The 26,351-nt window shown below is 70.8% G+C and carries 23 protein-coding genes and 1 pseudogene; 19 read left to right on the top strand and 5 right to left on the bottom strand.

The genetic code is table 11. The annotated features are described in order from the left end of the window. A complete protein-coding gene (locus ACVWWH_RS00370; RefSeq protein ID WP_457315225.1) occupies positions 1 to 438 on the top strand; it encodes a sterol carrier family protein in 438 nt (145 codons plus the stop codon). Here ACVWWH_RS00370 and ACVWWH_RS00365 read toward each other — a convergent pair whose 3' ends face one another. Continuing rightward, complete coding sequence (locus ACVWWH_RS00365) at positions 439 to 1,209, bottom strand: SDR family oxidoreductase (protein ID WP_066502734.1); 771 nt, start codon at positions 1,207 to 1,209, stop codon at positions 439 to 441. Between the two features lie 176 nt (positions 1,210 to 1,385). On the opposite strand from ACVWWH_RS00365, the gene aceE reads away from it, so the two are divergent. Beyond that, on the top strand, positions 1,386 to 4,139 hold the full coding sequence (gene aceE, locus ACVWWH_RS00360; protein WP_457315224.1) for a pyruvate dehydrogenase (acetyl-transferring), homodimeric type: 2,754 nt from the start codon (positions 1,386 to 1,388) through the stop codon (positions 4,137 to 4,139). Positions 4,140 to 4,294: 155 nt separating this feature from the next. Here aceE and ACVWWH_RS00355 read toward each other — a convergent pair whose 3' ends face one another. From ACVWWH_RS00355 to ACVWWH_RS00345, 3 genes are all read right to left on the bottom strand, one after another. Then, positions 4,295 to 4,765: a hypothetical protein gene (locus tag ACVWWH_RS00355; RefSeq protein WP_457315223.1), complete on the bottom strand. Its 471-nt coding sequence runs from the start codon at positions 4,763 to 4,765 to the stop codon at positions 4,295 to 4,297. Between the two features lie 139 nt (positions 4,766 to 4,904). Beyond that, on the bottom strand, positions 4,905 to 5,096 hold the full coding sequence (locus tag ACVWWH_RS00350) for a hypothetical protein (RefSeq protein ID WP_141305657.1): 192 nt from the start codon (positions 5,094 to 5,096) through the stop codon (positions 4,905 to 4,907). A 262-nt stretch (positions 5,097 to 5,358) separates the two neighbouring features. Beyond that, entirely contained in the window at positions 5,359 to 6,114 is a 756-nt protein-coding gene (locus tag ACVWWH_RS00345) for an IclR family transcriptional regulator (protein WP_457315222.1), read from the bottom strand. Positions 6,115 to 6,327: 213 nt separating this feature from the next. On the opposite strand from ACVWWH_RS00345, the gene ACVWWH_RS00340 reads away from it, so the two are divergent. The 4 genes from ACVWWH_RS00340 (at position 6,328) to ACVWWH_RS00325 (ending at position 11,569) form a co-directional block, all read left to right on the top strand. Then, positions 6,328 to 7,710: a malic enzyme-like NAD(P)-binding protein gene (locus ACVWWH_RS00340; RefSeq protein WP_457315221.1), complete on the top strand. Its 1,383-nt coding sequence runs from the start codon at positions 6,328 to 6,330 to the stop codon at positions 7,708 to 7,710. A gap of 67 nt (positions 7,711 to 7,777) precedes the next feature. Continuing rightward, on the top strand, positions 7,778 to 9,376 hold the full coding sequence (gene aceB / locus ACVWWH_RS00335) for a malate synthase A (protein WP_457315220.1): 1,599 nt from the start codon (positions 7,778 to 7,780) through the stop codon (positions 9,374 to 9,376). Then, the gene (locus ACVWWH_RS00330) at positions 9,376 to 10,740 is read left to right on the top strand and encodes a DUF6986 family protein (RefSeq protein ID WP_457315219.1); all 1,365 of its coding nucleotides are present in this window, start codon (positions 9,376 to 9,378) and stop codon (positions 10,738 to 10,740) included. Before aceB ends, ACVWWH_RS00330 begins: the two co-directional genes overlap by 1 nt. Before the next feature lie 16 nt (positions 10,741 to 10,756). After that, positions 10,757 to 11,569, top strand: coding sequence for a bifunctional allantoicase/(S)-ureidoglycine aminohydrolase (locus ACVWWH_RS00325; protein ID WP_457315218.1), 813 nt, complete (start codon positions 10,757 to 10,759; stop codon positions 11,567 to 11,569). A gap of 410 nt (positions 11,570 to 11,979) precedes the next feature. On the opposite strand, the gene ACVWWH_RS00320 is transcribed toward ACVWWH_RS00325, so the two are convergent. After that, the gene (locus ACVWWH_RS00320) at positions 11,980 to 12,285 is read right to left on the bottom strand and encodes a Cof-type HAD-IIB family hydrolase (protein WP_141305656.1); all 306 of its coding nucleotides are present in this window, start codon (positions 12,283 to 12,285) and stop codon (positions 11,980 to 11,982) included. Between the two features lie 168 nt (positions 12,286 to 12,453). Here ACVWWH_RS00320 and ACVWWH_RS00315 point away from each other — a divergent pair, with 168 nt between their 5' ends. The 13 genes and pseudogenes from ACVWWH_RS00315 to purM all read left to right on the top strand — a co-directional run bounded on the left by ACVWWH_RS00315 (position 12,454) and on the right by purM (position 26,318). Beyond that, the gene (locus ACVWWH_RS00315) at positions 12,454 to 13,245 is read left to right on the top strand and encodes a hydroxypyruvate isomerase family protein (protein ID WP_457315217.1); all 792 of its coding nucleotides are present in this window, start codon (positions 12,454 to 12,456) and stop codon (positions 13,243 to 13,245) included. Between the two features lie 34 nt (positions 13,246 to 13,279). Continuing rightward, a pseudogene (locus ACVWWH_RS00310) lies at positions 13,280 to 14,161 on the top strand (2-hydroxy-3-oxopropionate reductase); the annotation flags it as partial. Positions 14,162 to 14,302: 141 nt separating this feature from the next. Then, entirely contained in the window at positions 14,303 to 16,090 is a 1,788-nt protein-coding gene (gene gcl / locus ACVWWH_RS00305) for a glyoxylate carboligase (protein WP_457315216.1), read from the top strand. 20 nt (positions 16,091 to 16,110) lie between these two features. After that, positions 16,111 to 17,256 (top strand): glycerate kinase, encoded by a 1,146-nt coding sequence (locus ACVWWH_RS00300; protein ID WP_457315215.1) that lies wholly within the window; start codon positions 16,111 to 16,113, stop codon positions 17,254 to 17,256. Beyond that, positions 17,253 to 18,596 carry an allantoinase AllB gene (gene allB, locus ACVWWH_RS00295; protein ID WP_457315214.1) on the top strand — a complete coding sequence of 448 codons (1,344 nt, stop codon included), beginning with the start codon at positions 17,253 to 17,255 and terminating at the stop codon, positions 18,594 to 18,596. Before ACVWWH_RS00300 ends, allB begins: the two co-directional genes overlap by 4 nt. A gap of 32 nt (positions 18,597 to 18,628) precedes the next feature. Next, positions 18,629 to 19,102 (top strand): thioredoxin-dependent thiol peroxidase, encoded by a 474-nt coding sequence (bcp, locus tag ACVWWH_RS00290; RefSeq protein WP_457315213.1) that lies wholly within the window; start codon positions 18,629 to 18,631, stop codon positions 19,100 to 19,102. 355 nt (positions 19,103 to 19,457) lie between these two features. Then, positions 19,458 to 20,000, top strand: coding sequence for a 2-oxo-4-hydroxy-4-carboxy-5-ureidoimidazoline decarboxylase (gene uraD, locus ACVWWH_RS00285; protein WP_457315212.1), 543 nt, complete (start codon positions 19,458 to 19,460; stop codon positions 19,998 to 20,000). Then, on the top strand, positions 19,997 to 20,338 hold the full coding sequence (uraH, locus tag ACVWWH_RS00280; protein ID WP_066500213.1) for a hydroxyisourate hydrolase: 342 nt from the start codon (positions 19,997 to 19,999) through the stop codon (positions 20,336 to 20,338). The genes uraD and uraH overlap by 4 nt, the downstream gene beginning before the upstream one ends. A gap of 6 nt (positions 20,339 to 20,344) precedes the next feature. Next, positions 20,345 to 21,277 carry a factor-independent urate hydroxylase gene (gene pucL / locus ACVWWH_RS00275; protein WP_457315211.1) on the top strand — a complete coding sequence of 311 codons (933 nt, stop codon included), beginning with the start codon at positions 20,345 to 20,347 and terminating at the stop codon, positions 21,275 to 21,277. A gap of 241 nt (positions 21,278 to 21,518) precedes the next feature. Then, positions 21,519 to 23,012: a nucleobase:cation symporter-2 family protein gene (locus ACVWWH_RS00270; RefSeq protein WP_457315210.1), complete on the top strand. Its 1,494-nt coding sequence runs from the start codon at positions 21,519 to 21,521 to the stop codon at positions 23,010 to 23,012. Positions 23,013 to 23,115: 103 nt separating this feature from the next. Then, on the top strand, positions 23,116 to 23,529 hold the full coding sequence (locus ACVWWH_RS00265; protein WP_457315209.1) for a hypothetical protein: 414 nt from the start codon (positions 23,116 to 23,118) through the stop codon (positions 23,527 to 23,529). A 12-nt stretch (positions 23,530 to 23,541) separates the two neighbouring features. Next, complete coding sequence (gene purF, locus ACVWWH_RS00260) at positions 23,542 to 25,134, top strand: amidophosphoribosyltransferase (protein WP_066500220.1); 1,593 nt, start codon at positions 23,542 to 23,544, stop codon at positions 25,132 to 25,134. Then, positions 25,131 to 26,318: a phosphoribosylformylglycinamidine cyclo-ligase gene (gene purM, locus ACVWWH_RS00255; protein ID WP_141305655.1), complete on the top strand. Its 1,188-nt coding sequence runs from the start codon at positions 25,131 to 25,133 to the stop codon at positions 26,316 to 26,318. The genes purF and purM overlap by 4 nt, the downstream gene beginning before the upstream one ends. Positions 26,319 to 26,351 lie beyond the last annotated feature (33 nt).

The following is a 26,351-nucleotide window of genomic DNA, read 5'->3' as shown; positions in this document are numbered from 1 at the left end:
ATGGCTGTCCGCCGCAGGATCGCGCACGACGCCGGCCGCGCCGCCGTCGCGGCCTGGCTCGCCGCCCGCAGTGGCCCGGACGGCACGGTCGGCGACGCCTCCGGTGAGGTGCCGGCGGGCGGCACACAGGCCGGCGTCGTGCGCCCCGTGGTGGACCGGCAGACCACCGCCACCGCCGTGCGCTACCTGCTGGAGGAACTCGCGGAGCGCGCGCCGGGCAACTCGGTCGAGGTGCGCGTGCCGCCCTTCGGGGTGGCGCAGTGCGTCGAGGGCCCCCGGCACACCCGCGGGACGCCCCCGAACGTCGTAGAGACGGACGCCGAGACGTGGCTCGCCCTCGCCACCGGCACCCTCGCGTGGCCCGGGGCCGTGGCCTCGGGCCGGCTGACCGCCTCCGGCATCAGGACCGACCTGAGCGAGTTCCTGCCGCTCGCGTAGCTAGCCCCTGCCGACGAACGGCATGCCCGAGGCGGTGATGAGCAGGCTGCCGACGCTCGCCTCGGCCGGCAGCGAGGCCATGAAGGCCACGGCCTGTGCGGCCTCCTCGACGGCGAAGGTGGGCTCGACGCGGCGCGAGCCGTCCGCCTGGAGGGCGCCCTCGCCGACACCCAGCGTGTAGTTGAGCTGCTCTACGAGCTCAGTGCGCGTGTTGCCGATGTCGATCTGCCCGCACGTGATCCCCCAGGGGCGCCCGTCGAGCTCGATGCTCTTGGTCAGGCCCGTGATGGCGTGCTTCGTGGCCGTGTAGGCAACGGAGCGCGGGCGCGGCGCGTGCGCCGAGATCGAGCCGTTGTTGATGATCCGGCCACCGCGCGGCTCCTGGGCCTTCATGGCGCGGAACGCCGCCGCCGCGCACAGGAAGCTCCCGGTGAGGTTCACGGCGACCGTGGACTCCCATCCGGCAAGGTCGATCTCGCCGACGTCTCCGGAGGGGCCGAACGTCCCGGCGTTGTTGAACAGCACGTCAACGCGCCCGAACGCGCCCACGGTGTCCGCGAAGAGCCGCTCGACGTCGGCCGGGGCCGTGACGTCGCAGGGCACCACGAGGGCGTGCTCGGCTCCCCCGGCCGTCGCGTGCAGCTCGGCCTCGCGGCGCCCCGCGAGGGCCACGCGCCAGCCGTCGGCCAGCAGCCGGCGCGCCACGGCCCGGCCGATCCCGCTGCCCGCGCCCGTGACCACGGCCACCCGGGATGCGGTCTGCTCGCTCATCTGCTGCCTCCACTCCGTCACCGACTTGACGCGCATCACGTCCACACGCCACGCTAGTTTCACATTACAGTATTTCCCTTCCGCCATATGAAATAAGACAGCGGCGGAGGAGCGGCGGGGACCTCCCTGCCGACGCTCGACGCGCGGCACCAAACGCGCGCAGAAGGAGGTTGGCCGTGCTCACGTCAGAGCCTATCCAGCAGTTCCTCGGCGGCGCCGGGGCCGCCGTGGACCGCGACCCGGAGGAGACCGCCGAGTGGATCGAGTCCTTCGACTCGCTCGTGGCAGAGCGGGGCACCGAACGGGCCCAGTTCATGGTCAAGAACATCCTGCAGCGGGCGGGCGCGCAGAGCGTCGGCGTCCCGATGGTCCACAACACGGACTACATCAACTCGATTCCCTCCGACCAGGAGCCCGAGTACCCGGGCGACGAAGAGGTGGAGCGCCGCTACCGCGCGTACATGCGCTGGAACGCCGCGATCATGGTCCACCGGGCCCAGCGCCCCGGCATCGGCGTCGGCGGCCACATCTCCACCTACGCCGGTGCGGCCACGCTCTACGAGGTGGGCTTCAACCACTTCTTCCGCGGCAAGGACCACCCCGGCGGCGGCGACCAGGTCTTCTTCCAGGGCCACGCCTCCCCGGGCATGTACGCCCGGGCGTTCATGGAGGGCCGCCTCACCGAGGAGGACCTCGACGGGTTCCGCCAGGAGAAGTCGAAGGAGGGCCACGCCCTCTCGTCCTACCCGCACCCCCGGCTCATGCCCGCCTTCTGGGAGTTCCCCACGGTCTCCATGGGCATCGGCCCGATGAACGCGATCTACCAGGCGCAGGCGAACCGGTACCTGCACCACAGGGGCATCAAGGACACCTCGGACCAGCACGTCTGGGCGTTCCTCGGCGACGGGGAGATGGACGAGCCGGAGTCCCGCGGCCTGCTCCAGCTCGCGGCGAACGAGAACCTGGACAACCTCACGTTCGTGGTGAACTGCAACCTCCAGCGCCTCGACGGGCCGGTGCGCGGCAATGGCAAGGTCATGCAGGAGCTCGAGGCGTTCTTCCGGGGCGCCGGCTGGAACGTCATCAAGGTCATCTGGGGCCGCGAGTGGGACTCCCTGCTCGCCCGCGACGACAACAACCAGCTCGTCAAGATCATGAACGAGACGCTCGACGGCGACTACCAGACGTACAAGGCGGAGTCCGGCGGATTCGTCCGGGACCACTTCTTCGGCAAGACCCCCCAGACCAAGGAGCTCGTCGCCGACTACACGGACGAGCAGATCTGGAACCTCAAGCGCGGCGGCCACGACTACCACAAGGTCTACGCGGCCTACAAGGCGGCCACCGAGTTCAAGGGCAAGCCCACGGTCATCCTGGCGAAGACGGTCAAGGGCTACGGCCTGGGCCCGCACTTCGAGGGCCGCAACGCGACCCACCAGATGAAGAAGATGACGCTGGGCGACCTCAAGGACTTCCGCGACCACCTGCGCATCCCGATCACGGACGAGCAGCTCGAGGCCAACCCCTACGAGCCCCCGTACTACCACCCGGGCTTCGACGCCCCGGAGATCCGCTACCTCCTCGCCCGCCGTGCCGAGCTGGGCGGTCCGGTACCCGAACGCCGCAAGGAGCACCGCGCCGTCGCCCTTCCGGCCGAGAAGGCGTACGCGATCGCCAAGCGCGGCTCGGGCAAGCAGCAGGCCGCCACCACGATGTCCTTCGTGCGCCTGCTCAAGGACATCATGCGGGATGCGGACTTCGGCCAGCGGATCGTGCCGATCGTTCCCGATGAGAGCCGGACGTTCGGCATGGACGCGTTCTTCCCCACGGCGAAGATCTACAACCCCAAGGGCCAGAACTACCTCTCGGTGGACCGCGACCTCGTCCTGGCCTACAAGGAGTCGCCGGCCGGGCAGCTCATCCACCCGGGCATCAACGAGGCCGGCGCCGTCGCGGCCTTCACGGCAGCCGGCACCGCCTACGCGACCCACGGCGAGCCGCTCGTGCCGGTCTACGTCTTCTACTCGATGTTCGGCTTCCAGCGCACCGGCGACGCCTTCTGGGCCGCGGCGGACCAGATGACGCGCGGGTTCATCATCGGCGCCACCGCGGGCCGGACCACGCTCACGGGCGAGGGCCTCCAGCACGCCGACGGGCACTCCCCCCTGCTCGCGGCGACCAACCCCGCCGTCGTCACCTACGACCCCGCCTACGGGTACGAGATCGGGCACATCGTGCGCGCCGGGCTCGAGCGCATGTACGGCGGCAAGCACCCCGACCCGAACGTCATGTACTACCTCACCGTCTACAACGAGCCGATCGTCCAGCCGGCCGAGCCCGCGGGCCTCGACGTCGACGCGCTGCTGAAGGGCATGTACCGCCTGGCGTCCGACGCCGCGTCCGGCCTCGGCGCCAACGCGGCCCGGACCCAGCTGCTCGCCTCGGGCGTCTCCGTGCCGTGGGCGCTCGAGGCCCAACGGATCCTCGCCGACGAGTGGGGCGTGGCCGCCGACGTGTGGAGCGTGACGAGCTGGAGCGAGCTGCGCCGCGACGGCCTCGCCGCCGAGGAGCAGGCGTTCCTGCACCCCGAGCTCGAGGCGCCCCAGCCGTTCGTGACCCGCCAGCTCGCGGGCGCCTCCGGCCCGATCGTGGCCGTCACGGACTACAACAAGTCCGTCCCGGACCAGATCCGCCAGTTCGTCCCGGGAGACTACGCCGTGCTCGGCGCAGACGGCTTCGGCTTCTCGGACACCCGCGCCGCTGCCCGACGGTTCTTCAAGATCGACGCGCACTCCGTGGTGGTGCGGGCACTGCAGATGCTCGCCCGCCGCGGCGAGGTCGACGCCGACGCGCCCCGCCAGGCATTCGAGCGGTACCGCCTGCTCGATGTGAACGCCGGCACCACCGGGACCACGGGGGGCGAGAGCTAGCCCCTCCCCGCAGCACGGCCGGCGAGCGCCGGCCCGCAGGCTGCCCCCGCACCGCCCCCTGGGGCCTGGTTGGACGGTGCGGGGGCCGGCGGCCGATCCACACGGTCGCCCCATGGCGGCCCTCCTCGCGCAACGGGAGGGCCGCCACCGTCATCTCAGACGTGCCACCGGGGACCTGACTGCCGCCCCGGGCCCGGGCGACGGCCGAGGTGCATGAGCGCGCGCACGAAGGCGACCAGCTGGGCGAGGATCCCCACCAGGGCGCCCACGATGCCGATCACGAGCAGGACCCGCACGACGACGGCCCAGTCGGGGGGACCCCCGGGAAACACGAACGGGAACACCTCCCACACCCTGACGGTCGCCACGATGCCGAAGATGAGCACCACGATCTCCCCGACCGCGCGGAGGGCGGGTGTGCCGGCGACGAGGTAGACGGCGTTGGCAACGAGACCCGCAATCCAGGCGGCGTTCACCGCGCCGATCACTTCGGACCCCTCCGGGGTCACGAAGGGCACCGACCACCAGCCCGGCCAGACGTTGGCGGCGTAGAGCAGCACCCCGATCACGATGATCGACGGGACGGCGCCCTCGCGCCCCGTTCTCCTCCGCTCGGCCCGTTCCATGGGCCCATCACATCCTCCAGGGCCGAGGCGCGCGAGAGGCTTTCGTCCCGCCCGGCACGTGAAGCGGCCCCGCTCCCACGGTGCGGGAACGGGGCCACTACGGGTAGGGCGCACCGGCGGGAGATCGGTGGCGGCTGGCTCAGCGCCCCACGAACCAGTTGAGGAAGGGCACGCGCGCGGCCCAGCCGCGGCGCTCCCCCTCGCGGGCGGGCCGGAGCGCGAGGTCCGGATCGATGTGCGTGACCTTCGGGATGTAGCGCTCGGCAGGCGGCTGGGCGAGGCGGGATGCCTCCGTGGCAGATGGGCGCGGGACGGTCGTGCTGGTGGACATCTCTCTCCCCTTTCCGGGCTCGTGGTCGGCGATCATGCTCGCAGCTCCTCCTCGTGGGCTGGATCCGCAGGACGCGGAGGTTTTCAGCCCTATATTTTTCCACTTCACGGAAGAACTTTATTGATATATGGAATTATTCTACTGGGATACCAGGGGAGGGGTCAAGAGATCTTCCTGCGCAGACGCGGGAGCGGGGGTGCGCCGCGGACGGCGCACCCCCGCTCCGGGTGCAGTTCGGCTCGGGCGCCCAGGGGCGCCCGGCTCAGGTTCGGTTGAGTTCGGCCGAGATGTTCGCGGCCGCCTCGCGCAGGAGGGGAACGGCTCGCTCGCCGAACGATTCGTCGACCCGGGACACCGGGCCCGAGACCGAGATGGCCGTGGGCGTCGGGGCATTGGGGACGGCCATGGAGAAGCAGCGGACGCCGATCTCCTGCTCCTGCTCGTCGATCGCGTACCCGCGCGCGCGGATCTTGTCGAGGTCCGACAGCAGGGACTCGACGTCGCCGAGGCTGTAGGGGGTCGGGGTCGGCATGCCCTGGCGCGCGACGATCGAACGGACCTGGTCGTCCTCGAGCTGGGCGAGGATCGCCTTGCCGACGCCGGTGTCGTGGGTGTGGGCGCGCCGGCCGACCTCGGTGAACATGCGCATCGCGTGCGGCGAGGGGACCTGGGCAACGTAGATGACCATGTCCGAGTCGAGGACCGCCATGTTCGAGGTCTCCCCGAGTCGCTCGACGAGCATGGCCAGCTGCGGTGCCGCCAGGGCCCCGAGCTGCTTGTTCGCGCCCTCACCGAGCCGGATCAGCCGCGGGCCGAGCGCATAGCGGCGGTTGGGCAGCTGGCGCACGTAGCCGAGGCTGACGAGCGTGCGGAGGAGCCGGTGGATCGTGGGCAGCGGGAGCTCCGTGGAGGAGGACAGCTCACTGAGGGTGACGTCGCCGCCCGCATCGGTGATGAGCTCGAGCAGCTCGAAGACCCGCTCGACCGACTGGACGCCGCCTGATGCCTTCTCGGCCATGGTTCCCTCCTGGGTGCCGCCGGACTGTTCCGGCAAAAATTATCCGCATCCCGGAAACTTGCGGCATTCCCACGATACCCCACCGGGAACAGCGCGCCTAGGTGACCGAGGCTGGGGTGCCGTACTTGTTTTTCCAAGATACAGAGAATAATATCCGTACTACGGAAAAAGAGCCACTGAGGCCGATGCCTCCCCGATCCTAAGGACGATTCAATGGCGAGTCCCAGCCCCGGCAACTCCATCACCCTGCGCGTCGACGCCCCCAGCCGGATCAGCATCACGAGCGAGCTCGCGGCAGCCGTCGCGGCGGCGGGCGCGCCCGTCACAGCGCTCGACATCAGCGAGTCCCACCACGACCAGCTCGTCGTCGACATCACGTGCAACACCACCTCGGAGCAGCACGCGGAGCAGGTCGCCGCAGCGCTCGAGGCCCTCGAGGACGTGACCGTCCGCAAGGTCTCGGACCGCACCTTCCTCATGCACCTCGGCGGCAAGCTCGAGGTCGTCCCGAAGGTTCCCCTCCGCAACCGCGACGACCTCTCGCGTGCCTACACCCCCGGCGTCGCCCGCGTGTGCCGCACCATCGCGGAGAACCCCGACGACGCCCGCCGCCTGACCGTCAAGCGCAACACCGTCGCGGTGGTCACCGACGGCACCGCCGTGCTCGGCCTCGGCGACATCGGCCCCGCCGCGGCCCTGCCGGTCATGGAGGGCAAGGCGGCGCTCTTCAAGCAGTTCGCCAACGTCGACGCGTGGCCCGTCTGCCTCGACACGAAGGACACCGAGGAGATCATCCGGATCGTCAAGGCCATCGCCCCCGTCTACGGCGGCGTGAACCTCGAGGACATCGCGGCGCCGCGCTGCTTCGAGATCGAGGCCCGCCTCCGCGAGGAGCTCGACATCCCGGTGTTCCACGACGACCAGCACGGCACCGCGATCGTCACGCTCGCGGCCCTCGTGAACGCCCTCAAGATCGTTCAGAAGAAGATCGAGGACGTCCGCATCGTCGTCTCCGGCGTCGGCGCCGCGGGCAACGCGATCATCCAGCTCCTGAAGGCGCAGGGCGCGCGCAACATCATCGCGTGCGACCGCAAGGGCGCCATCCACCGCGGCCAGCAGCACACCGATGCGCACCGCATCTGGATCGCGGAGAACACGAACCCGGAGGCCTTCTCCGGCACCCTCGTCGAGGCGCTCAAGGGCTCGGACGTGTTCATCGGCGTCTCGGCCCCGAACCTCTTCGGCCCCGAGGAGGTCGCGACCATGGCCGAGAAGGCGATCGTCTTCGCGATGGCCAACCCGGACCCCGAGACCGACCCCATCGCCGCCGCCGACCATGCCGCCGTCGTCGCCACTGGCCGCAGCGACTTCCCGAACCAGATCAACAACGTCCTCGCGTTCCCGGGCGTCTTCCGCGGCCTGCTCGACGCTGGCGTCTCGGACATCACCCCTGCCATGCTGGTGGCCGCGGCCCGGGCCATCGCCGCCCGCGTCTCCGACGAGGAGCTCAACGCGAGCTTCATCATCCCGAGCGTGTTCGATCCGCACGTCGCCCAGGACGTCGCCGCCGCCATCGTCGCGGCCGTGCAGGCGTAGTCCCCCAGCAGCAGAGACACCAGGCCCAGGAAGAGACCCCGGGGACCGGGAGAAGAAGGAGGATGGCATGGCCATCACTGTGACCGACCACGCGCCCATCGCGCGCGCCGACGAGATCCTCACCGACGAGGCCCTCGCCTTCGTCGAGGAGCTCCACCGGCGCTTCGCCGCCGAGCGCAACGCCCGGCTCGAGGCCCGCAAGGCCCGCCGCGCCGAGGCCGCGAGCACCGGCAGGCTCGACTTCCTGCCGGAGACCGCAGAGATCCGCGCCGGCGACTGGAAGGTCGCCGAGGCACCCGCGGCGCTGCAGGACCGCCGCGTCGAGATGACCGGGCCGGCGAGCCCGGCCAAGATGGCGATCAACGCCCTCAACTCCGGCGCCAAGGTCTGGCTCGCCGACATGGAGGACGCCTCGAGCCCGCTGTGGGCCAACGTGGTCGACTCAGTCCTCAACCTGCGCGATGCAGCGAACGGCTCCCTCTCCTACACCTCGGCCGAGGGCAAGGAGTACCGCCTGCGCACCGACGCGCCGCTCGCCGTCGTGGTCACCCGCCCGCGCGGCTGGCACATGGAGGAGCGGCACGTGCTCATCGACGGCGAGCCGGCCGTCGGCGCGCTCGTGGACTTCGGCCTGCACTTCTTCCACGTCGCCAAGCCCCTCATCGCCTCCGGCCGCGGCCCGTACTACTACCTGCCCAAGATGGAGAGCCACCTCGAGGCCCGCCTCTGGAACGAGATCTTCGTCTTCGCCCAGGACTACCTCGGCATCCCGCAGGGCACCATCCGGGCCACCGTGCTGATCGAGACCATCCCGGCCGCGTTCGAGATGGACGAGATCCTCTACGAGCTCCGCGACCACGCCTCCGGCCTCAACGCCGGCCGCTGGGACTACCTGTTCAGCATCATCAAGTACTTCCGCGACGCCGGTTCGACGTTCACCCTCCCCGACCGCGCCTCGGTGGTCATGACCGCCCCGTTCATGCGCGCCTACACCGAGCTCCTCGTGAAGACCTGCCACCACCGCGGCGCCTTCGCGATGGGCGGCATGGCCGCGTTCATCCCGAACCGCAAGGAGCCGGACATCACGGCCGCGGCGATCGAGAAGGTCCGCGCGGACAAGACCCGCGAGGCCACCGACGGCTTCGACGGCTCGTGGGTGGCACACCCGGACCTCGTGCCGACCTGCCGCGAGGTGTTCGACGCCGTCCTCGGCGACAAGCCGAACCAGGTGGACCGCCAGCGCCCCGAGGTCTCGGTCACCGCGGACCAGCTCCTGGACGTCTCCTCCGCCGCCGGCGAGGCCACCGAGGCCGGCCTGCACCTCAACCTCTACGTCGCGGTGGCCTACACCGCGGTGTGGCTCTCGGGCAACGGGGCCGTGGCCATCCACAACCTCATGGAGGACGCCGCCACCGCCGAGATCTCCCGCTCCCAGGTGTGGCAGCAGATCCACAACAGGGTGGTCCTCGCCGACACGGGCAACACCGTGACGCGCGAGCTCGTCGAGCAGATCCTCGCCGAGGAGACCGAGCGCCTGCGCGGCGAGGTGGACCCGAAGATGTTCGCGAAGTTCTACGAGCCGGCGAGCCGCCTCATCGCGGACATCTGCCTGTCCGAGGACTACACGGACTTCCTCACCACCCCGGCCTACGAGCTGGTGGGCTGATGAGCGAGCCCCACGCGGACCTGGGCCTGACGGCCCGAGTGCTGGACGACGCCGACCTCGCCCGCATCGACGCCAGCCTCGCCGAGACCGACCGGCTGCTCCACGAGGGCTACCCGGGGGACTCCGGGACCCGCCAGCCCGTCCACACGGTGTATGTGCCCGCGGACCGCGTCACCGGGCAGTTCGCTGCGGAGTGGGGGGCCGCGGCGCTCGCCGCCGCGGACGAGGCCGGCGGCCTCGAGGCCCTCGCCCGCCGCGTGGGGCTCGCCCCCGACCTCGCGGCCCAGGTCGCACCCCGGGTCGAGTCCAAGCTGCGCACCGAGCCCATCGAGGACCTCCGGATCGACTTCGAAGACGGCTACCTCGCCCCTGCGCGGGCGGCGAAGGCCGGTGGCGACGCCGACGCGACGGAGGACGCCGAGGCGCTCCGGGCGGCGGACGGCGTCGCCGACGCGCTCGCGGCGGCCGCCGGCGGCACCGGGAGCACGACGCCGTTCGTCGGCATCCGCTTCAAGTGCTTCGAGGAGCCCACGCGCCGGCGCGGCCTGCGCACGCTCGAGCTGTTCGTGGCGCGCCTGGTGGAGCGGCGGGGACCCGAGGGCCTCCCGGACGGCCTCATCCTGACCCTGCCGAAGGTCACGACGGTCGACCAGGTCAAGGCGATGGTGTTCGCCCTCGAGCGGCTCGAGTCCGCCCTCGGCCTCGCGCAGGGCCGCCTCGGCTTCGAGGTCCAGGTCGAGACGCCGCAGCTGATCATCGGGCCCGACGGCTCGCACCCGGTCGCCCAGCTGCCGCACATCGCCGACAAGCGGATCACGGCCCTGCACTACGGCACCTATGACTACTCGGCGTCGCTGCAGATCGCCGCTGCCTACCAGTCGATGGAGCACCCGGCCGCGGACTTCGCCAAGGAGGTCATGCAGCTCGCCGTCGCCGGCACGGGGATCCGCCTCTCCGACGGCTCGACCAACATCCTCCCGCTGGGCGACGCCGACCAGCGCGCCGAGGCGTGGAGGCTCCACGCGCGGCTCGTCCGGCGTTCCCTCGAGCGCGGCTACTACCAGGGCTGGGACCTCCACGCCCACCAGCTGCCCACGCGGTACATCGCCACCTACGCGTTCTACCGCGAGGGGCTCGACGCCGCCACGACGCGCCTGCGCAACTACGTGCAGCAGACCTCCGGCGCCGTCCTCGACGAGCCGGCCACGGCCCGCGCGCTCGCGGCGTTCGTGCTCCGCGGGGTCCAGTGCGGCGCCGTCGGCGCCGACGAGGTGCTCGCCTCGACGGGCCTGGGCGAACGCGAGCTCACGCACCTGGCACACCCGCGGCTGGCCGACACACATCCGGCCGCCACCTCGAACTGACCCAAGGAAGGGACACATGGGCAAGTACTACTACCCCGAGGGCGGGCTGCCGCCCCAGACGCACCTGACCACCGAGCGCGCCATCGTCACCGAGGCGTACACGGTCATCCCGAAGGGCGTCCTGACGGACATCGTCACGAGCAACCTCCCCGGCTTCACGAACACGCGGTCGTGGATCATCGCCCGGCCCATCTCCGGGTTCGCGACGACCTTCTCGCAGCTCATCGTGGAGATCGGCCCCGGCGGCGGTGCCCCCAAGGCCGAGTTCGAGGCGGGAGTCGAGGGCGTGGTGTTCGTCGTCAAGGGCACTGTGAACCTCACCCTGGGCGGCGAGGTCCACGAGCTCGGCGAGGGCGGCTACGCCTACCTGGCCGCCGGCGACGCGTGGGGCCTCGAGAACGTCTCGGAGGACATCGTCTCGTTCCACTGGATCCGCAAGGCCTACGAGCGGCTCGAGGGCTACGAGGCAAAGAGCTTCGTGACCTCGGACGCCGACGTGGCCCCGCGCGAGATGCCGGACGTGGACGGCGTGTGGAAGACCACCCGCTTCGTCGACCCTGATGACCTCGCGCACGACATGCACGTGAACATCGTGACGTTCCAGCCGGGCGGGGTCATCCCGTTCCCCGAGACCCACGTGATGGAGCACGGCCTCTACGTCCTGTCGGGCAAGGCCATGTACCTGCTCAACAACGACTGGGTCGAGGTCGAGGCCGGCGACTTCATGTGGCTGCGCGCCTTCTGCCCCCAGGCCTGCTACGCGGGCGGCCCGGGCGAGTTCCGCTACCTCCTCTACAAGGACGTCAACCGCCAGGTGAAGCTCACCTGACACGTCCTCCGCGCACGACGGCGGCTCCTCGCCTCCCGTGCGCTGGCCCGCCGCGGCGGGCCCCTCCAGCGCGACGGCGCTGGTCGGCCTGGCACTGAGTCGGCCGGCGCCGTCGTACCCACTCCCGGGCCCCCGGACGCTTCGAGCATCCGGGGGCCCGGTGATGCGTCGCCCCTCCCCCACTCCCCGTTCCGGGTACGCATCTCGTCGCCCTTTCGGCGTTCCGGGTACGCATCTCGTCGCCCTTTCGGCGTTCCGGGTACAGCTGCCGCAAGGCGCGCCCTCGGTGAGCCGAGGGAACGGGGGGCGAGGAGCGGCGTCGTGTATCCGCCTCGTACCCGAAACGGGGAAAACCGGACGAGATGCGTACCCGAAACGGGCGGGGAGGTGGGCTGGGAGAGGTGGGCGGCTCAGCCGCCCCGGCCCGAGCCCTCGACGACCTCGGAGGCCCCGTCGTCGAGGATGGGCGCGCGCTCGTCGTCGTCCGGGGGCGCATCCTCCTGGTTCTGCGGCCGCCAGCTCAGGTGCACGCAGGCGCCGCCCTCCTCCGCCTCGATGCGCATCACGATGTCCTGCCCGATCAGGTGCTGATGCTCGAGGTAGTCCCGGTCCGTCTGCGCTGCCTCGAGCAGCCGCTTGAGGGCGACCGCCATGGCGCGGCCCCAATCATGCGGATCCTTGCTCGACGCGTGCTCCATTGCTCTGTACGTGGCCATGCCCCCATCTTTCCCTGAGGCGGCCTCTGTTAACCAGAGACCGAAGACTCATCCCCATTTGGTATCCAAAAGAGTTGACCGCGGTCACACCCGCGCCTACACTTTCATTCAGAGAGAATTTATTTCCACCGTCTGAAATTGGGTGGATCGATCGAGAGGGACCCGACGATGACCTACACGGTGAACTGCTCCATCCTGCTGACCGAACTGCCCCTGCTCGAGCGCCCTGCCGCCGCGAAGGCCGCCGGCTTCGACGCCGTGGAGTTCTGGTGGCCGTTCAGCGAGGCCGTCCCCGCGGACAAGGACGTCGACGCGTTCGTCGCCGCACTCGACAACGCGGGCGTGGCACTCTCCGGGCTGAACTTCTTCGCCGGCGACATGCCGGCCGGAGACCGCGGCCTCGTCTCGTGGACCGGCCGCTCGGGCGAGTTCAAGGACAACATCGACGTGGTGGTCGGCATCGCCGAGCGCACCGGCACCAAGGCCTTCAACGCGCTCTACGGCAACCGCCTCGACAGCGCCACTGACCAGGAGCAGGACGAGCTCGGCCTGGAGAACCTGGTCGCCGCTGCCGAGGGCGTCGCGAAGGTCGGCGGCACGGTCCTCCTCGAGCCCGTCTCCGGCACCCCGGCCTACCCGCTCAAGACCGCCGCGGCCGCCCTCGCCGTGATCGCCAGGACCCAGGTCGCCGGCGTCGAGAACGTCAAGCTCCTCGCCGACTTCTACCACCTGGCGGTCAACGGCGACGACGTCGCCGCCGTCATCGAGGAGCACGCCAAGGACTTCGGCCACATCCAGATCGCCGACAACCCGGGCCGCGGCGCCCCCGGCACGGGCGCCCTCCCGCTCGGCGAGTGGATCAGCCGCTCGCGCGAGCTCGGCTACGCCGGCTACATCGGGCTCGAGTACAAGGCGCCCCAGGCCGAGGCCTTCAAGTGGGCCATCCGCCCCGTCGCCTGACCAGCGGCCCCACCCACCAGACTTCAAGGAGAACAGCATGAGCAACGTCGCAGTCATCGGCCTGGGCATCATGGGCCTCCCCATGGCCGTCAACCTCGTCAAGGCCGGCCACGCCGTCACCGGCTACAACCGCAGCGAGGACAAGGTCAACAAGCTCGCCGCCGAGGGCGGCACCGGTGCCAAGAGCATCGCGGAGGCCGTCAAGGACGCCGAGGTCATCATCACGATGGTCCCGGACTCCCCCGACGTCGAGGGCGTCGTCAGCGGCCCCGACGGCGTCTTCGCGAACGCCCCGCAGGGCGCGCTCTGGATCGATGCCTCCTCGATCCGCCCCGACGTCTCCGCCCGCCTCGCCGCCGAGGCCCGCGAGGCAGGCATCCGCCCCCTCGACGCCCCCGTCTCCGGCGGCGAACAGGGTGCGATCGACGGCGTCCTGTCCATCATGGTCGGCGGCGAGAAGGCGGACTTCGACGCCGCCCTGCCGATCCTCGAGGCTGTCGGCAAGACCATCGTCCACGTCGGCCCCTCCGGCTCCGGCCAGACCGTCAAGGCCGCGAACCAGCTCATCGTCGCCGTGAACATCCAGGCCCTCTCCGAGGCCATCGTGTTCCTCGAGGCCTACGGCGTGGACACCGACGCCGCGCTGAAGGTCCTGGGCGGCGGCTTGGCCGGCTCGAAGGTCCTGGACCAGAAGGGGCAGAAGATGCTGGACCGCAACTTCGACCCCGGATTCCGCCTGGCCCTGCACAACAAGGACCTCGGCATCGTCACCTCCGCGGCCCGCGAGGCCGGCGTCGTGGTGCCGCTCGGCGCGGCGGTCGCCCAGCTCGTCTCGGCCCTCGTGGCCCGCGGCGACGGCGGCCTCGACCACTCGGGCCTGTTCAAGCTCACTGCCGAACTTTCCGGCAAGAGCTGACCGCCGACGGCGACCACTCGCCGTCGTGCGCCCCGCACCAGCGGCGCGTACCCCACAGACAGCCGGCCCCGGGCGCGCAACCTCGGGGCCGGCCCCATTCCCGCCTCTTCCACCCCACTTCACCACCAAGGAGCTTCCGACATGGCAAAGATGCGCACTGTCGACGCGATCGTGGCCATCCTCGAGAAGGAGGGCGCCACCGAGGCCTTCGGCCTGCCCGGCGCCGCGATCAACCCCCTCTACTCGGCCATGAGGGCCCACGGCGGCATCCGCCACACCCTGGCCCGCCACGTCGAGGGCGCCTCGCACATGGCCGACGGCTACTCCCGCGCCAAGGCCGGCAACATCGGCGTGTGCCTCGGCACCTCGGGCCCGGCGGGCACGGACATGATCACCGGCCTCTACGCCGCGCAGGCGGACTCCATCCCGATGCTGTGCTTCACGGGCCAGGCGCCCGTGGCCAAGCTGCACAAGGAGGACTTCCAGGCCGTGGACATCGAGTCCATCGCCAAGCCCCTGACGAAGATGGCCATGACCGTCCTCGAGCCCGGCCAGGTCCCCGGTGCCGTGCAGAAGGCCTTCCAGCTCATGCGCACCGGTCGCCCCGGCCCCGTGCTCCTGGACCTGCCGTTCGACGTGCAGATGGCCCAGATCGAGTTCGACATCGACGCCTACGAGCCGCTCCCCGTGCAGAAGCCCCGCGCGAGCCGCAAGCAGGCTGAGAAGGCCCTCGACATGCTCACGGCCGCCCAGAAGCCGCTCATCGTGGCCGGCGGCGGCATCATCAACGCCGACGCCGCCCCGGCGCTCGTCGAACTCGCCGAGACGCTCAACGTCCCCGTGGTGCCCACCCTCATGGGCTGGGGCGCCATCCCGGACGACCACCGCCTCATGGCCGGCATGGTGGGCCTGCAGACCTCGCACAAGTACGGCAACGCGACCTTCCTCGAGTCCGACTTCGTGATCGGCATCGGCAACCGCTGGGCCAACCGCCACACCGGCTCGGTCGAGAAGTACACGTCAGGCCGCACGTTCGTGCACGTGGACATCGAGCCCACCCAGATCGGGCGCGTGTTCTCCCCCGACTTCGGCATCGTCTCCGACGCCGGCGCCTTCCTCGAGGAGATCCTCGAGGTGGCCCGCGAGCGCAAGGCCGCCGGCTCGCTGCCGGACTACAGCGCCTGGGCCGCCTCGGCGCAGGACAAGCGCGGCCGCATGCAGCGCAAGACCCACTACGACAACGTGCCGATGAAGCCGTTCCGGGTCTACGAGGAGATGAACAGGGCCTTCGGGCCGGACACGACCTACGTGACCACGATCGGCCTGTCCCAGATCGCCGGCGCCCAGATGCTGCACGTGTTCGGCGCCCGCAAGTGGATCAACGCCGGCCAGGCCGGCCCGCTCGGCTGGACCGGCCCCGCGGCCCTCGGCGTGGTCCGGGGCAAGCCGGGCGAGACCGTGGTGGCCCTCTCGGGCGACTACGACTTCCAGTTCATGATCGAGGAGCTCGCCGTCGGCGCGCAGTTCCAGCTGCCCTACATCCACGTGGTGGTGAACAACTCCTACCTCGGCCTCATCCGCCAGTCCCAGCGCGGCTTCGAGATGGACTACCACGTCTCCCTCGCGTTCGAGAACATCAACTCCGAGGGCGAGGGCACCGCTGCCGGCTACGGCGTGGACCACGTCAAGGTGGCCGAGGGCCTGGGCTGCAAGGCCATCCGGGTCGAGCACCCGGACGACCTCGGCCCGGCCTTCGAGAAGGCCCGCGCCCTCATGGCCGAGTACAAGGTCCCCGTGGTGGTCGAGGCCATCCTCGAGCGCGTGACCAACATCGCCATGGGCACCGAGCTGGACAACGTGGTGGAGTTCGAGGAGCTCGCCGCGCGGCACGAGGACGCCCCGACCGCCATCGTGGCCCTGCTGGACTGAGAGGGCACGGAGCAGAACTGATGAAGATCGTCCTCGCCCCCGACAAGTTCAAGGGCTCCCTCACGGCCCCCGAGGTGGCCGAGGCGCTCGCGGAGGGCATCCGCGCGGTGCTCCCGGAGGCCGAGCTCGTCCTGGTCCCCGTGGCCGACGGCGGCGAGGGCACCGTGACCGCGGCGCTCGGCGCGGGCTTCACCCCGCGCCGGGCGGCCGTCGCCGGCCCCACCGGTGCCACGCTCACGGCGGAGTTCGCCGTGTCCGGCACCCGGGCGGTCATCGAGATGGCCGCCGCCTCCGGACTCGACGTCCTCCCGGGCGGGGTCAAGGACGCCCGCGGCGCCACGAGCCTGGGCACCGGCCAACTCGTCCGCGCCGCGCTCGACGCCGGCTGCCGGGACATCGTCCTCGGCGTCGGCGGCAGCGCCTGCACCGACGGCGGCGCCGGCATGCTCGCCGGGCTCGGCGCGCGCTTCACGGACGACGCCGGCAACGGCCTCCCGCTCGGCGGCGCGGCCCTCGCGCGGATCGCCGAGGCGGACCTGTCGGACCTCGACACCCGCCTGGACCGGGCGCGCCTGACCCTCGCGGCCGACGTCGACAATCCCCTCACCGGCCCGCGCGGCGCCGCCGCGGTGTTCGGCCCGCAGAAGGGGGCCACCCCGTCGGACGTCGAGGAGCTCGACGCCGCCCTCGAGGCGTTCGCGGCCGTCCTCGGGGCGGCGATGGGGCCTGCGGCCGCCGCGGCCAAGGGCCAGCCCGGGGCCGGTGCGGCCGGGGGCGTCGGCTACGCGGCCCTGGCCCTGGGCGCGACGCGGCGGCGCGGGATCGACGTCGTCGTCGAGTTCACCGGCCTGCGCGAGAAGCTCGCCGGGGCCGACCTCGTCGTCACCGGCGAGGGCAGCCTGGACCTCCAGAGCCTCGCCGGCAAGGCCCCCGTGGGCGTCGCGGCCGAGGCCCGGGCCTTCGGCGTCCCGGTGGTGGCGGTGTGCGGGCGCAGCCAGCTCGCGGACCCCGCCGCGGCCGGCTTCGACGCCGTGCACGCGCTCACGGACCTCGAGCCGGACGTCGAGGCGTGCATCCGCGGGGCGCGCAGCCTCGTGCGGCAGGTCGGGATCGATCTGGCCGCATCTATCGTTGGAGACAAGAGCGGAAGGGAACCTGTGCGGTGACTGATATCGAATACGACCTCGTGGTCCGCGGGCAGCGGGTCCTCACGGACGAGGGCATCCACCCCCGCGAGGTGGGCATCTCCGGCGGCCGGATCGCCGCCGTCGAGCCCCTCGGGGCCGGGCTTGCCGGCCGGGACGTGATCGAGCTGGCGGAGGACGAGACCCTCATCCCCGGCCTCGTCGACTCCCACGTGCACGTCAACGAGCCCGGCCGCACCGAGTGGGAGGGCTTCGCCTCCGCGACCAAGGCCGCGGCGGCCGGCGGCGTCACGACCATCATCGACATGCCGCTGAACTCGATCCCGCCCACCGTCAGCGTGGACGCGCTCAACGTCAAGCGCCGCTCCGCCGAGACGCAGTCGTTCGTGGACGTGGGCTTCTGGGGCGGGGCAATCCCGGGCAACACCGGGGACCTGCGCCCGCTGCACGAGGAGGGCGTGTTCGGCTTCAAGTGCTTCCTCCTCCACTCCGGCGTCGACGAGTTCCCGCACCTGGAGATCGACGAGCTGGAGAAGGACCTCGCGGAGATCGCCTCGTTCGACGGCCTCATGATCGTCCACGCCGAGGACTCCCAGGCGATCGACCACGCCCCCTCCGCCGAGGGCGCCGTCTACGAGCGGTTCCTCCACTCCCGGCCCCGCGGCGCCGAGAACGTCGCGATCGCCGGGGTCATCGAGCGGGCGCGCTGGACCGGCGCGCGGGCCCACATCCTGCACCTGTCCTCCTCGGACGCGCTCGCGATGATCGCCAGCGCCAAGCGCGACGGCGTGAAGCTCACCGTCGAGACGTGCCCGCACTACCTCACGCTGCTGGCCGAGGAGATCCCCGACGGCGCCACGGCCTTCAAGTGCTGCCCGCCGATCCGCGAGGCCTCCAACCGTGAGCTGCTGTGGAAGGGGCTCGAGGACGGCGTGATCGACTGCATCGTCTCGGACCACTCCCCCTCCACGGTGGACCTCAAGGATCCCGAGCACGGTGACTTCGGCGTGGCCTGGGGCGGCGTCGCCTCCCTCCAGCTCGGGCTGCCGCTCATCTGGACCGAGGCCCGGCAGCGGGGCATCCCGCTCGAGCGCGTCGTCGAGTGGATGGGGCGCAGCCCGGCCGAGCTCGCCCGGCTGCAGCGCAAGGGCCACCTCGCGCCGGGCTACGATGCGGACCTGGCCGTGTTCGCCGCGGACGAGACGTTCGTCGTCGACGCGGAGAAGCTGCACCACAAGAACCACATCACGCCGTACCAGGGCAAGTCCCTCTCCGGTGTGGTGCGGCGGACGTTCGTGCGCGGCACCGAAGTGGACTTCAGCGAGCCCAAGGGCCAGCTGCTCCGCCGCGGCTCCGCGTGAGACGACTCGCAGATCTGCCTACAGGAGGAACCATGACAGCACTGACCAAGCTCAGCGCGGGGCAGCAGGCCCCCGCGTTCACCCTGCCGGACGCCACCGGCACGCCGGTCTCGCTCGAGGACTACCGCGGCGGCCGCGTCGTCGTCTACTTCTACCCGAAGGCGGCCACCCCCGGGTGCACCACCGAGGCGTGCGACTTCCGGGACAGCCTCGACGCGCTCAACGCCGGCGGGGTCAAGGTCATCGGCATCTCGCCGGACCCCGTGGAGGACATCGCGAAGTTCGCCGAGGACTTCTCGCTCACGTTCCCGCTCCTTGCGGACGAGGGCGCCGCCGTCGCCAAGGCGTGGGGCGCCTGGGGCGAGAAGATCGTCAACGGCGAGGTCCGCGAGGGCATCCTGCGGTCCACGGCCGTGGTGTCCCCCGAGGGCGAGATCGAGTCCGTCGACTACAACGTGCAGGCAGACGGCCACGTGGCCGCGCTGCGCACCAGGCTCGGCCTCTGACCTGCTGAGCCCGCCCGTGGGCCCCGGACCGGCTGCTGCTGCGTCCGGGGCCCTTCTGCGCGCCGCCCCCCGGGAGTCACCGTCGAGTGTGCGGCTGATGCGGGTTCGAAGTCTCAGCACCCGCGTGAGCCGCACACTCGTGGCCTCAGGCCCCAGGGGTGGCCTCGGCGGGGCCCCTCGGCTGTGGAGTGCCCCTATGGCACAATCCCTGTATCCCAGATCACCCGGACGTGTTGACAGTCACACCGTTCGTAGGTCAGAATAATTGCACATGCTGAAATAACAGTTCCACGATGCGGAACCCAAGAAACCGACGTTCCGTATAGCCGTCACCGTGGATGCCAGCATTGAGCAGTTGAGGACCCGACAAGCCATGTTGCTTGAACAGTTCAATGCCGCCCCCGCCCCTGAGGCACGAGAGCTCCTGAAGCCGTGCCTCAACATCGACCGCTGGGTCGAGGAGATCACCGCAGCACGCCCGTTCCCGGGCGTCGAGGACCTCCTGGCAGCAGCGCGCCGCGCGGCGGACCCCTTCACCCCCGAGGAGCTGGAGGGCGCACTGTCCCACCATCCCCGCATCGGGGAGAGGGCGTCCGGCGCCTCGGCCGAGGCCTCGATGTCGCGCAGCGAGCAGGCCGGCGTCAATCCCGACGACCAGCACATCGCCGCCGCCCTGGCGGAGGGGAACCGGGCGTACGAGGAGAAGTTCGGCCGGGTCTTCCTGATCCGCGCCGCCGGCCGCAGTGCCGAGGAGATGCTCTCCGCCCTCCAGGAACGCCTGGGCCACACGCCCGAGCAGGAGGAGCCCATCGTCGCCGAGCAGCTCCGCGAGATCGCGGTGCTGCGCCTGCAGCAGAGCGTGCAGGACGGCGCATTCCGAGAGGAGCTGAGCGCGTGAGCGTCTCCCATGTGACCACCCACATTCTGGATACCGCTGCCGGGAAGCCGGCCGCAGGTGTCGCCGTCGAACTCTACGCCCGCGACGGCGAGGCATGGTCCCAGATTGGAGCGGGCATCACCGATGCTGACGGGCGGGTGAAAGAGCTTGGCCCCGAACGGCTGGACAGCGGCGAGTACCGCCTCACGTTCGCCACGGGCGCCTACTTCGCCGGCATCGGGCAGGACACCTTCTTCCCAGAGGTATCGCTGGCCTTCACGGTCAACGCGGCCGAGGCGCACTACCACGTGCCGCTTCTGCTGAGTCCTTTCGCCTTTTCCACGTACCGAGGGAGCTAAGTACCCATGAGCACCGAGAACACCAAGATCGTCCTGGGCAAGAACCAGTACGGCAAGGCCGAGGTCCGCGTCGTCAAGATCACCCGCGACACCGACCGCCACGAGATCGAGGACCTCAGCGTCACCTCGCAGCTGCGGGGCGACTTCGACGCCGCCCACTTCGACGGCGACAACGGCCACGTGGTCCCGACGGACACCCAGAAGAACACCGTCTACGGCTTCGCCCGTGAGGGCGTCGGCTCGCCCGAGCAGTTCCTCCTCCGCCTCGCCAACCATTTCACCTCCGAGTTCGGATGGGTCACGGGCGGCCGCTGGGAGGCGGAGCAGTACGCCTGGGAGCGCATCTCCGCCCCCGGGCAGGGCAAGGCCGAGGGCCACGACCACTCGTTCTTCCGCAAGGGCCAGGAGGTCCGCAACGCGGTCGTCGTCAAGGACGGTGACGCCGTCCAGGTGATCTCCGGCCTGAACGACCTCACGGTCCTCAAGTCCACGCAGTCCGGGTTCGTGGGCTACCCGAAGGACCGCTTCACCACCCTCGCGGAGACCACGGAGCGCATCCTTGCCACCGACGTCTCGGCCCGGTGGCGGTACAGCCCCGAGGCGGTCGCCAACGGGTCGGTGGACTTCAACAAGTCCTACGACGACGTCAAGGCGCTCCTGCTCGAGGGGTTCACCGAGGGCTATTCGTACGCCCTCCAGCAGACGCTCTTCCAGATGGCCCAGAAGGTCCTGGATGCGCACGCCGAGATCGAGGAGATCCGCTTCTCGACCCCGAACAAGCACCACTTCCTCGTCGACCTGACTCCGTTCGGCCTGGACAACCCCAACGAGGTCTTCTACGCGGCCGACCGCCCGTACGGCCTCATCGAGGCGAACTTCCAGCGCGAGTCCATCTCGGCGGACAACGACGCCTGGGACGGCATCACCGGCTTCTGCTGAGCCGGCGCCACTACCTCTCGGCACCAGCCTCCCGCCCACGGGGAGAGGCACGACGGCGGTGAACTCCGGCCGCCGTCGTCCTCCCTCCGACTCGCCTCACCTCGAGGCGGGACCGTCCCCTCCGGGGGGCCACAGACCGCCGCGGGCGGCCCGGCACTCCCTGCGCCGGCCGCCCGCGGCACATCACCCACCCACAGAGAAGTTGCGCACTCGGAATATCCAGCTGACAAGGAGGTCCGCTATGTCCCGAAATCAAGCGCCCGCACCAGGCCATCACAGCGCCGAGGCGGCACGCCCGGAAGACACGAAGCTGCCCATCGGCACCGCCTTCGCCTACGGCTTCCAGCACGTCCTGACCATGTACGGCGGCATCATCGCGCCGCCGCTCATCATCGGCTCCGCCGCGGGCCTCAAGGGTCCCGACCTCGCCCTCCTGATCACGGCCTGCCTCTTCATCGGCGGGCTCGCGACCCTCCTCCAGACGCTCGGGATCAAGTGGTTCGGCTCCCAGCTGCCGCTCGTCCAGGGGACCTCGTTCGCCTCGGTCGCCACGCTGCTCGCCATCGTGAACGGCGGCGGCGGACTCCCCGCGGTCTTCGGCTCCGTCATGGCCGCCTCGGTGATCGGCCTCATCGTCGCACCGTTCTTCGCCCAGATCGTCCACTTCTTCCCGCCCGTGGTCACCGGCGTGGTCATCACCACCATCGGGCTCTCGCTCGTCCCGGTCGCGGCAGGCTGGGCCCTCGGCGGCAACGCCAAGGCCCCGGACTACGGCAGCATGGCGAACATCGGCCTCATGGCGCTCACCCTCGTGATCATCATGGTCCTCAGCAAGCTCGGCAGCGGCATGATCTCGCGCCTGTCGATCCTGCTCGCGATCGTCATCGGGACCGTCATCGCCGCCATCCTCGGCAAGGCCGACTTCTCCCAGGTCGCCAACGGCCCGATCTTCGCCTTCCCGGACCCCTTCCACTTCGGCCTGCCGACGTTCCCGCCGGCCGGCATCATCTCCATGGTCATCGTCGTCCTCGTCATCCTCACGGAGACCACGGCGGACATCCTCGCCGTCGCCGAGGTCACCGGGGCGAAGGTCGACTCCAAGCGCATCGCCAACGGCCTGCGCGCCGACATGCTCTCCTCCGCGGTGTCGCCGATCTTCAACGGCTTCACCCAGAGCGCGTTCGCCCAGAACGTCGGCCTCGTGGCCGTGACCGGCATCAAGAGCCGCTTCGCGGTGGCGGCCGGCGGCGGCGTCCTCATGATCCTCGGCCTCCTTCCGGTGCTCGGCCGCGTGGTCGCGGCGATCCCGATGCCCGTCCTCGGCGGCGCCGGCATCGTCCTCTTCGGCACCGTGGCGGCCTCCGGCATCCGGACGCTGTCCAAGGTCGACTACCGGGACAACATGAACCTGATCATCGTGGCGACCTCGATCGGCTTCGGCCTCATCCCGGTGGTCAGCCCGACGTTCTACGCGAGCTTCCCCTCGTGGTTCCAGGTCATCTTCGACTCGGGCATCTCCTCCGCGGCGATCATGGCGGTCCTGCTGAACATCATCTTCAACGTGGTCAAGCGCGGCACCCCGCACGATCCCTCGGTGTTCGCCGCCGCCCCCACCCGCATGATCCCGATCCAGGTCCTCGACTGCCTCCAGGAGGGCGACCGCTGCGAGAACGGCAAGGTCCTGGACAAGGACGGCAACGAGCTCCCCGTGAAGGAGGCCCACGGGGCGCACTGACCCCGACTGGGGCTCGCACCCCTGCCCGCGCCGCCCCGTCACCGCCATCCGCCGGTGACGGGGCGGCGTCGTGCGTGCCGCCGGCGGCGGATAGGCTTGTCCCATGCCCTCCCAGCGCCAGATCAGCGTCCGCCGCGCCCCCAAGTACGTGCCGTTCCTCGTGGCCGGCGGCGTGCTCGGCGTCATCGTCGCGGCGATCACGTCCTACGCGGAGCCCGCTCCGCAGAACTACACGCAGGGCTCGGTGTTCGGCTACTTCCTGGTCCTCTTCGCCGCTGGCGGGGTGCTCCTGGGCGGCCTGGCGGCCCTCGTCCTCGACCGCGTCTCGCTGCGCCGCGCCCGGCGGGCCACCGTCGAGGAGGTCGAGGAGCCGGCCCCTCCTGCGGAGGCCACGGCGGAAGGCGCCCTGGCGCACGACGGCGGCCACTCGCCGTCGTCCGCGGACTCGCCGGCCGCGGCGGGCACGTCATCCACGGACGAGGACGGCCCCGAGGCGGGCCCGGCCCCGGCTCCATGAGACAATCGACCAGTGGTACGTGGTGACGGACTCCTCTCGCTCGACTTAGACACAAACGACAAAGGTCCCAAGGACGCCTGTGGCGTCTTCGGGGTGTGGGCACCCGGCGAAGAAGTCGCCAAGCTCACCTATTACGGCCTGTACGCGCTCCAGCACCGCGGGCAGGAATCCGCGGGCATCGCGACGAGCGACGGCACCCGGATCAACGTCTACAAGGACATGGGTCTCGTGTCCCAGGTGTTCGACGAGTCGACACTGAACACGCTCACGGGCCACCTGGCCGTGGGCCACTGCCGCTACTCGACGACCGGCGCGAGCCACTGGGCCAACGCCCAGCCCACGCTCGGCGCGACCGCGAACGGCACCGTGGCCCTCGCCCACAACGGCAACCTGACCAACACCGCCGACCTCCGGGACATGATCGAGGAGCTCACCGGCGGCGAGCTCACGGGCGAGATGAAGCAGGGCAACACCTCGGACACGGCCCTCGTCACAGCGCTCCTGCAGGGCCAGAAGGGCCAGACCCTCGAGCAGACCGCGATCGAGCTGCTGCCGAAGATCCGCGGCGGCTTCTGCTTCGTGTTCATGGACGAGGGCACGCTCTACGCCGCGCGCGACACCCACGGGATCCGCCCGCTGTGCCTGGGCCGGCTCGAGCGCGGCTGGGTGGTCGCCTCGGAGCAGTCCGCCCTCGCCACGGTCGGTGCGAGCTTCATCCGCGAGATCGAGCCCGGCGAGTTCATCGCCATCGACGAGAAGGGCGTCCGCTCCCAGCGCTTCGGCGCGGCCACGCCCGCCGGCTGCGTCTTCGAATACGTCTACCTCGCGCGCCCGGACGCCTCGATCGCCGGCCGCTCGGTGTACGAGTCCCGCGTCGAGATGGGCCGCCAGCTCGCGCGGGAGAACACCCACGAGGCGGACCTCGTGATCCCGGTCCCCGAGTCGGGCACCCCGGCCGCGGTCGGGTACGCCGAAGAGTCGGGCATCCCGTTCGCGCACGGGTTCGTCAAGAACTCCTACGTGGGCCGCACCTTCATCCAGCCGTCCCAGACGCTGCGCCAGCTCGGCATCCGGCTCAAGCTCAACGCGCTCGAGTCCGTGATCCGCGGCAAGCGCGTGGTCGTGGTGGACGACTCGATCGTGCGCGGCAACACGCAGCGGGCCATCGTGCGCATGCTTCGTGAGGCCGGGGCCAAGGAGGTCCACGTCAAGATCTCCTCCCCGCCGGTGAAGTGGCCGTGCTTCTACGGGATCGACTTCGCCTCGCGCGCCGAGCTCATCGCCAACGGGGCCACCATCGAGGAGATCTCCCAGGCCATCGGCGCGGACTCGCTCGGGTACATCTCGGAGGACGGCATGATCGCCGCCACGCACCAGCCACGCGAGCGCCTGTGCACAGCCTGCTTCACCGGGAGGTACCCGATCGAGCTGCCGAGCGCCGACCGGCTCGGCAAAAACCTCCTCGAGCGCGACACCGCGGCGGCCACGGCGGACGGCGCCACCGCCGATCCCGCAGAACGCCCCGGCGCCGCCGGCTGCGACCCGGGCCCCGGATCCGAACTCGAGTCCCTGCTGACCCCGGCCGACAGGAATGAAACCGCATGAGCGCCAGCACCCCTGACCAGTCCCAGCCCGCACAGGGTGCCTCCGGCACCGCCAACACGGTGATTACCTACGCTGGCGCTGGTGTCGACGTCGAGGCCGGGGACCGCGCCGTCGAGCTCATGAAGGACGCCGTCAAGGCCACCCACACCGATTCGGTGCTCGGCGGTGTCGGCGGCTTCGCGGGCCTGTTCGACGTCTCGCGCCTGCTCACCTACCGCCGGCCGCTGCTGGCGACCTCCACGGACGGGGTCGGGACCAAGGTCGCGATCGCGCAGGCCATGGACGTGCACGACACGATCGGCTTCGACCTCGTCGGCATGGTCGTGGACGACATCGTGGTGGTCGGCGCCGAGCCGCTGTACATGACGGACTACATCGCGTGCGGCAAGGTCGTCCCGGAGCGCATCGCGGACATCGTGCGCGGCATCGCGGCGGCCTGCTCCGTGGCGGGAACCGCCCTCGTGGGCGGCGAGACGGCCGAGCACCCGGGCCTCCTCGGCGAGAACGAGTACGACGTCGCGGGCGCGGCCACCGGCGTCGTCGAGGCGGACGCCCTGCTCGGCCCCGAGCGGGTGCGCGAGGGCGACGTCGTGATCGGCATGGCCTCCTCGGGCATCCACTCGAACGGCTACTCCCTCGTGCGCCGCGTCATCAACCACGCCGGCTGGGCGCTCGACCGGCAGGTCTCCGAGCTTGGGCGGACCCTCGGCGAGGAGCTGCTCGAGCCGACCCGCGTGTACGCCGCGGACTGCCTCGACCTCGTGCGGGAGCTGAACGGGGCGGCCGGCGGGGAGGAGCTCGCGCTGCGCGGGTTCTCCCACGTGACCGGCGGCGGCCTGGCAGCCAACCTCGCCCGGGTGCTGCCCAAGGGCCTCCTCGCGACCGTGGACCGATCCACCTGGGAGCTGCCGGCCATCTTCAAGCTGGTCGCCGAGCTCGGCGGCGTGCCGCAGGCCGACCTCGAGCGGACGCTCAACCTCGGCGTGGGCATGGTCGCCATCGTCGCGCCCGAGGCCGCCGACGCCGCCCTGGCGCGCCTCGCCGAGCGCGGGCTGCCCTCGTGGGTCATGGGCCGGGTCTCCCAGGACGACGCGACCGTTGCCCCTGCCGGCGACCCCGACTACGTTCAGGGCGCCAAGGGCGTGGACGGCGGCGCGGTCCGCCTCGTCAACGCCTACTCCTGACCCCTCCCCACCCCTGCGTTTCGGGTACGCATC

The sequence above is a fragment of the Sinomonas sp. RB5 genome (genome assembly GCF_054063535.1).
Note: the sequence above shows the minus strand (reverse complement) of the source record. Positions and strands in the feature narration are given on the sequence as shown.

Excerpts from the sequence above, each read along its gene's own strand:
- bcp (WP_457315213.1), top strand. The coding sequence starts at position 18,629 with ATGACAGCACTGACCAAGCTCAGCGCGGGGCAGCAGGCCCCCGCGTTC.
- ACVWWH_RS00350 (WP_141305657.1), bottom strand. The coding sequence starts at position 5,096 with ATGTCCACCAGCACGACCGTCCCGCGCCCATCTGCCACGGAGGCATCC.
- ACVWWH_RS00365 (WP_066502734.1), bottom strand. The coding sequence starts at position 1,209 with ATGAGCGAGCAGACCGCATCCCGGGTGGCCGTGGTCACGGGCGCGGGC.
- ACVWWH_RS00325 (WP_457315218.1), top strand. The coding sequence starts at position 10,757 with ATGGGCAAGTACTACTACCCCGAGGGCGGGCTGCCGCCCCAGACGCAC.
- ACVWWH_RS00330 (WP_457315219.1), top strand. The coding sequence starts at position 9,376 with ATGAGCGAGCCCCACGCGGACCTGGGCCTGACGGCCCGAGTGCTGGAC.
- ACVWWH_RS00320 (WP_141305656.1), bottom strand. The coding sequence starts at position 12,285 with ATGGCCACGTACAGAGCAATGGAGCACGCGTCGAGCAAGGATCCGCAT.
- ACVWWH_RS00340 (WP_457315221.1), top strand. The coding sequence starts at position 6,328 with ATGGCGAGTCCCAGCCCCGGCAACTCCATCACCCTGCGCGTCGACGCC.
- ACVWWH_RS00265 (WP_457315209.1), top strand. The coding sequence starts at position 23,116 with ATGCCCTCCCAGCGCCAGATCAGCGTCCGCCGCGCCCCCAAGTACGTG.
- gcl (WP_457315216.1), top strand. The coding sequence starts at position 14,303 with ATGGCAAAGATGCGCACTGTCGACGCGATCGTGGCCATCCTCGAGAAG.
- ACVWWH_RS00300 (WP_457315215.1), top strand. The coding sequence starts at position 16,111 with ATGAAGATCGTCCTCGCCCCCGACAAGTTCAAGGGCTCCCTCACGGCC.
- purM (WP_141305655.1), top strand. The coding sequence starts at position 25,131 with ATGAGCGCCAGCACCCCTGACCAGTCCCAGCCCGCACAGGGTGCCTCC.
- ACVWWH_RS00345 (WP_457315222.1), bottom strand. The coding sequence starts at position 6,114 with ATGGCCGAGAAGGCATCAGGCGGCGTCCAGTCGGTCGAGCGGGTCTTC.
- pucL (WP_457315211.1), top strand. The coding sequence starts at position 20,345 with ATGAGCACCGAGAACACCAAGATCGTCCTGGGCAAGAACCAGTACGGC.
- ACVWWH_RS00270 (WP_457315210.1), top strand. The coding sequence starts at position 21,519 with ATGTCCCGAAATCAAGCGCCCGCACCAGGCCATCACAGCGCCGAGGCG.
- ACVWWH_RS00355 (WP_457315223.1), bottom strand. The coding sequence starts at position 4,765 with ATGGAACGGGCCGAGCGGAGGAGAACGGGGCGCGAGGGCGCCGTCCCG.
- aceB (WP_457315220.1), top strand. The coding sequence starts at position 7,778 with ATGGCCATCACTGTGACCGACCACGCGCCCATCGCGCGCGCCGACGAG.
- ACVWWH_RS00315 (WP_457315217.1), top strand. The coding sequence starts at position 12,454 with ATGACCTACACGGTGAACTGCTCCATCCTGCTGACCGAACTGCCCCTG.
- ACVWWH_RS00370 (WP_457315225.1), top strand. The coding sequence starts at position 1 with ATGGCTGTCCGCCGCAGGATCGCGCACGACGCCGGCCGCGCCGCCGTC.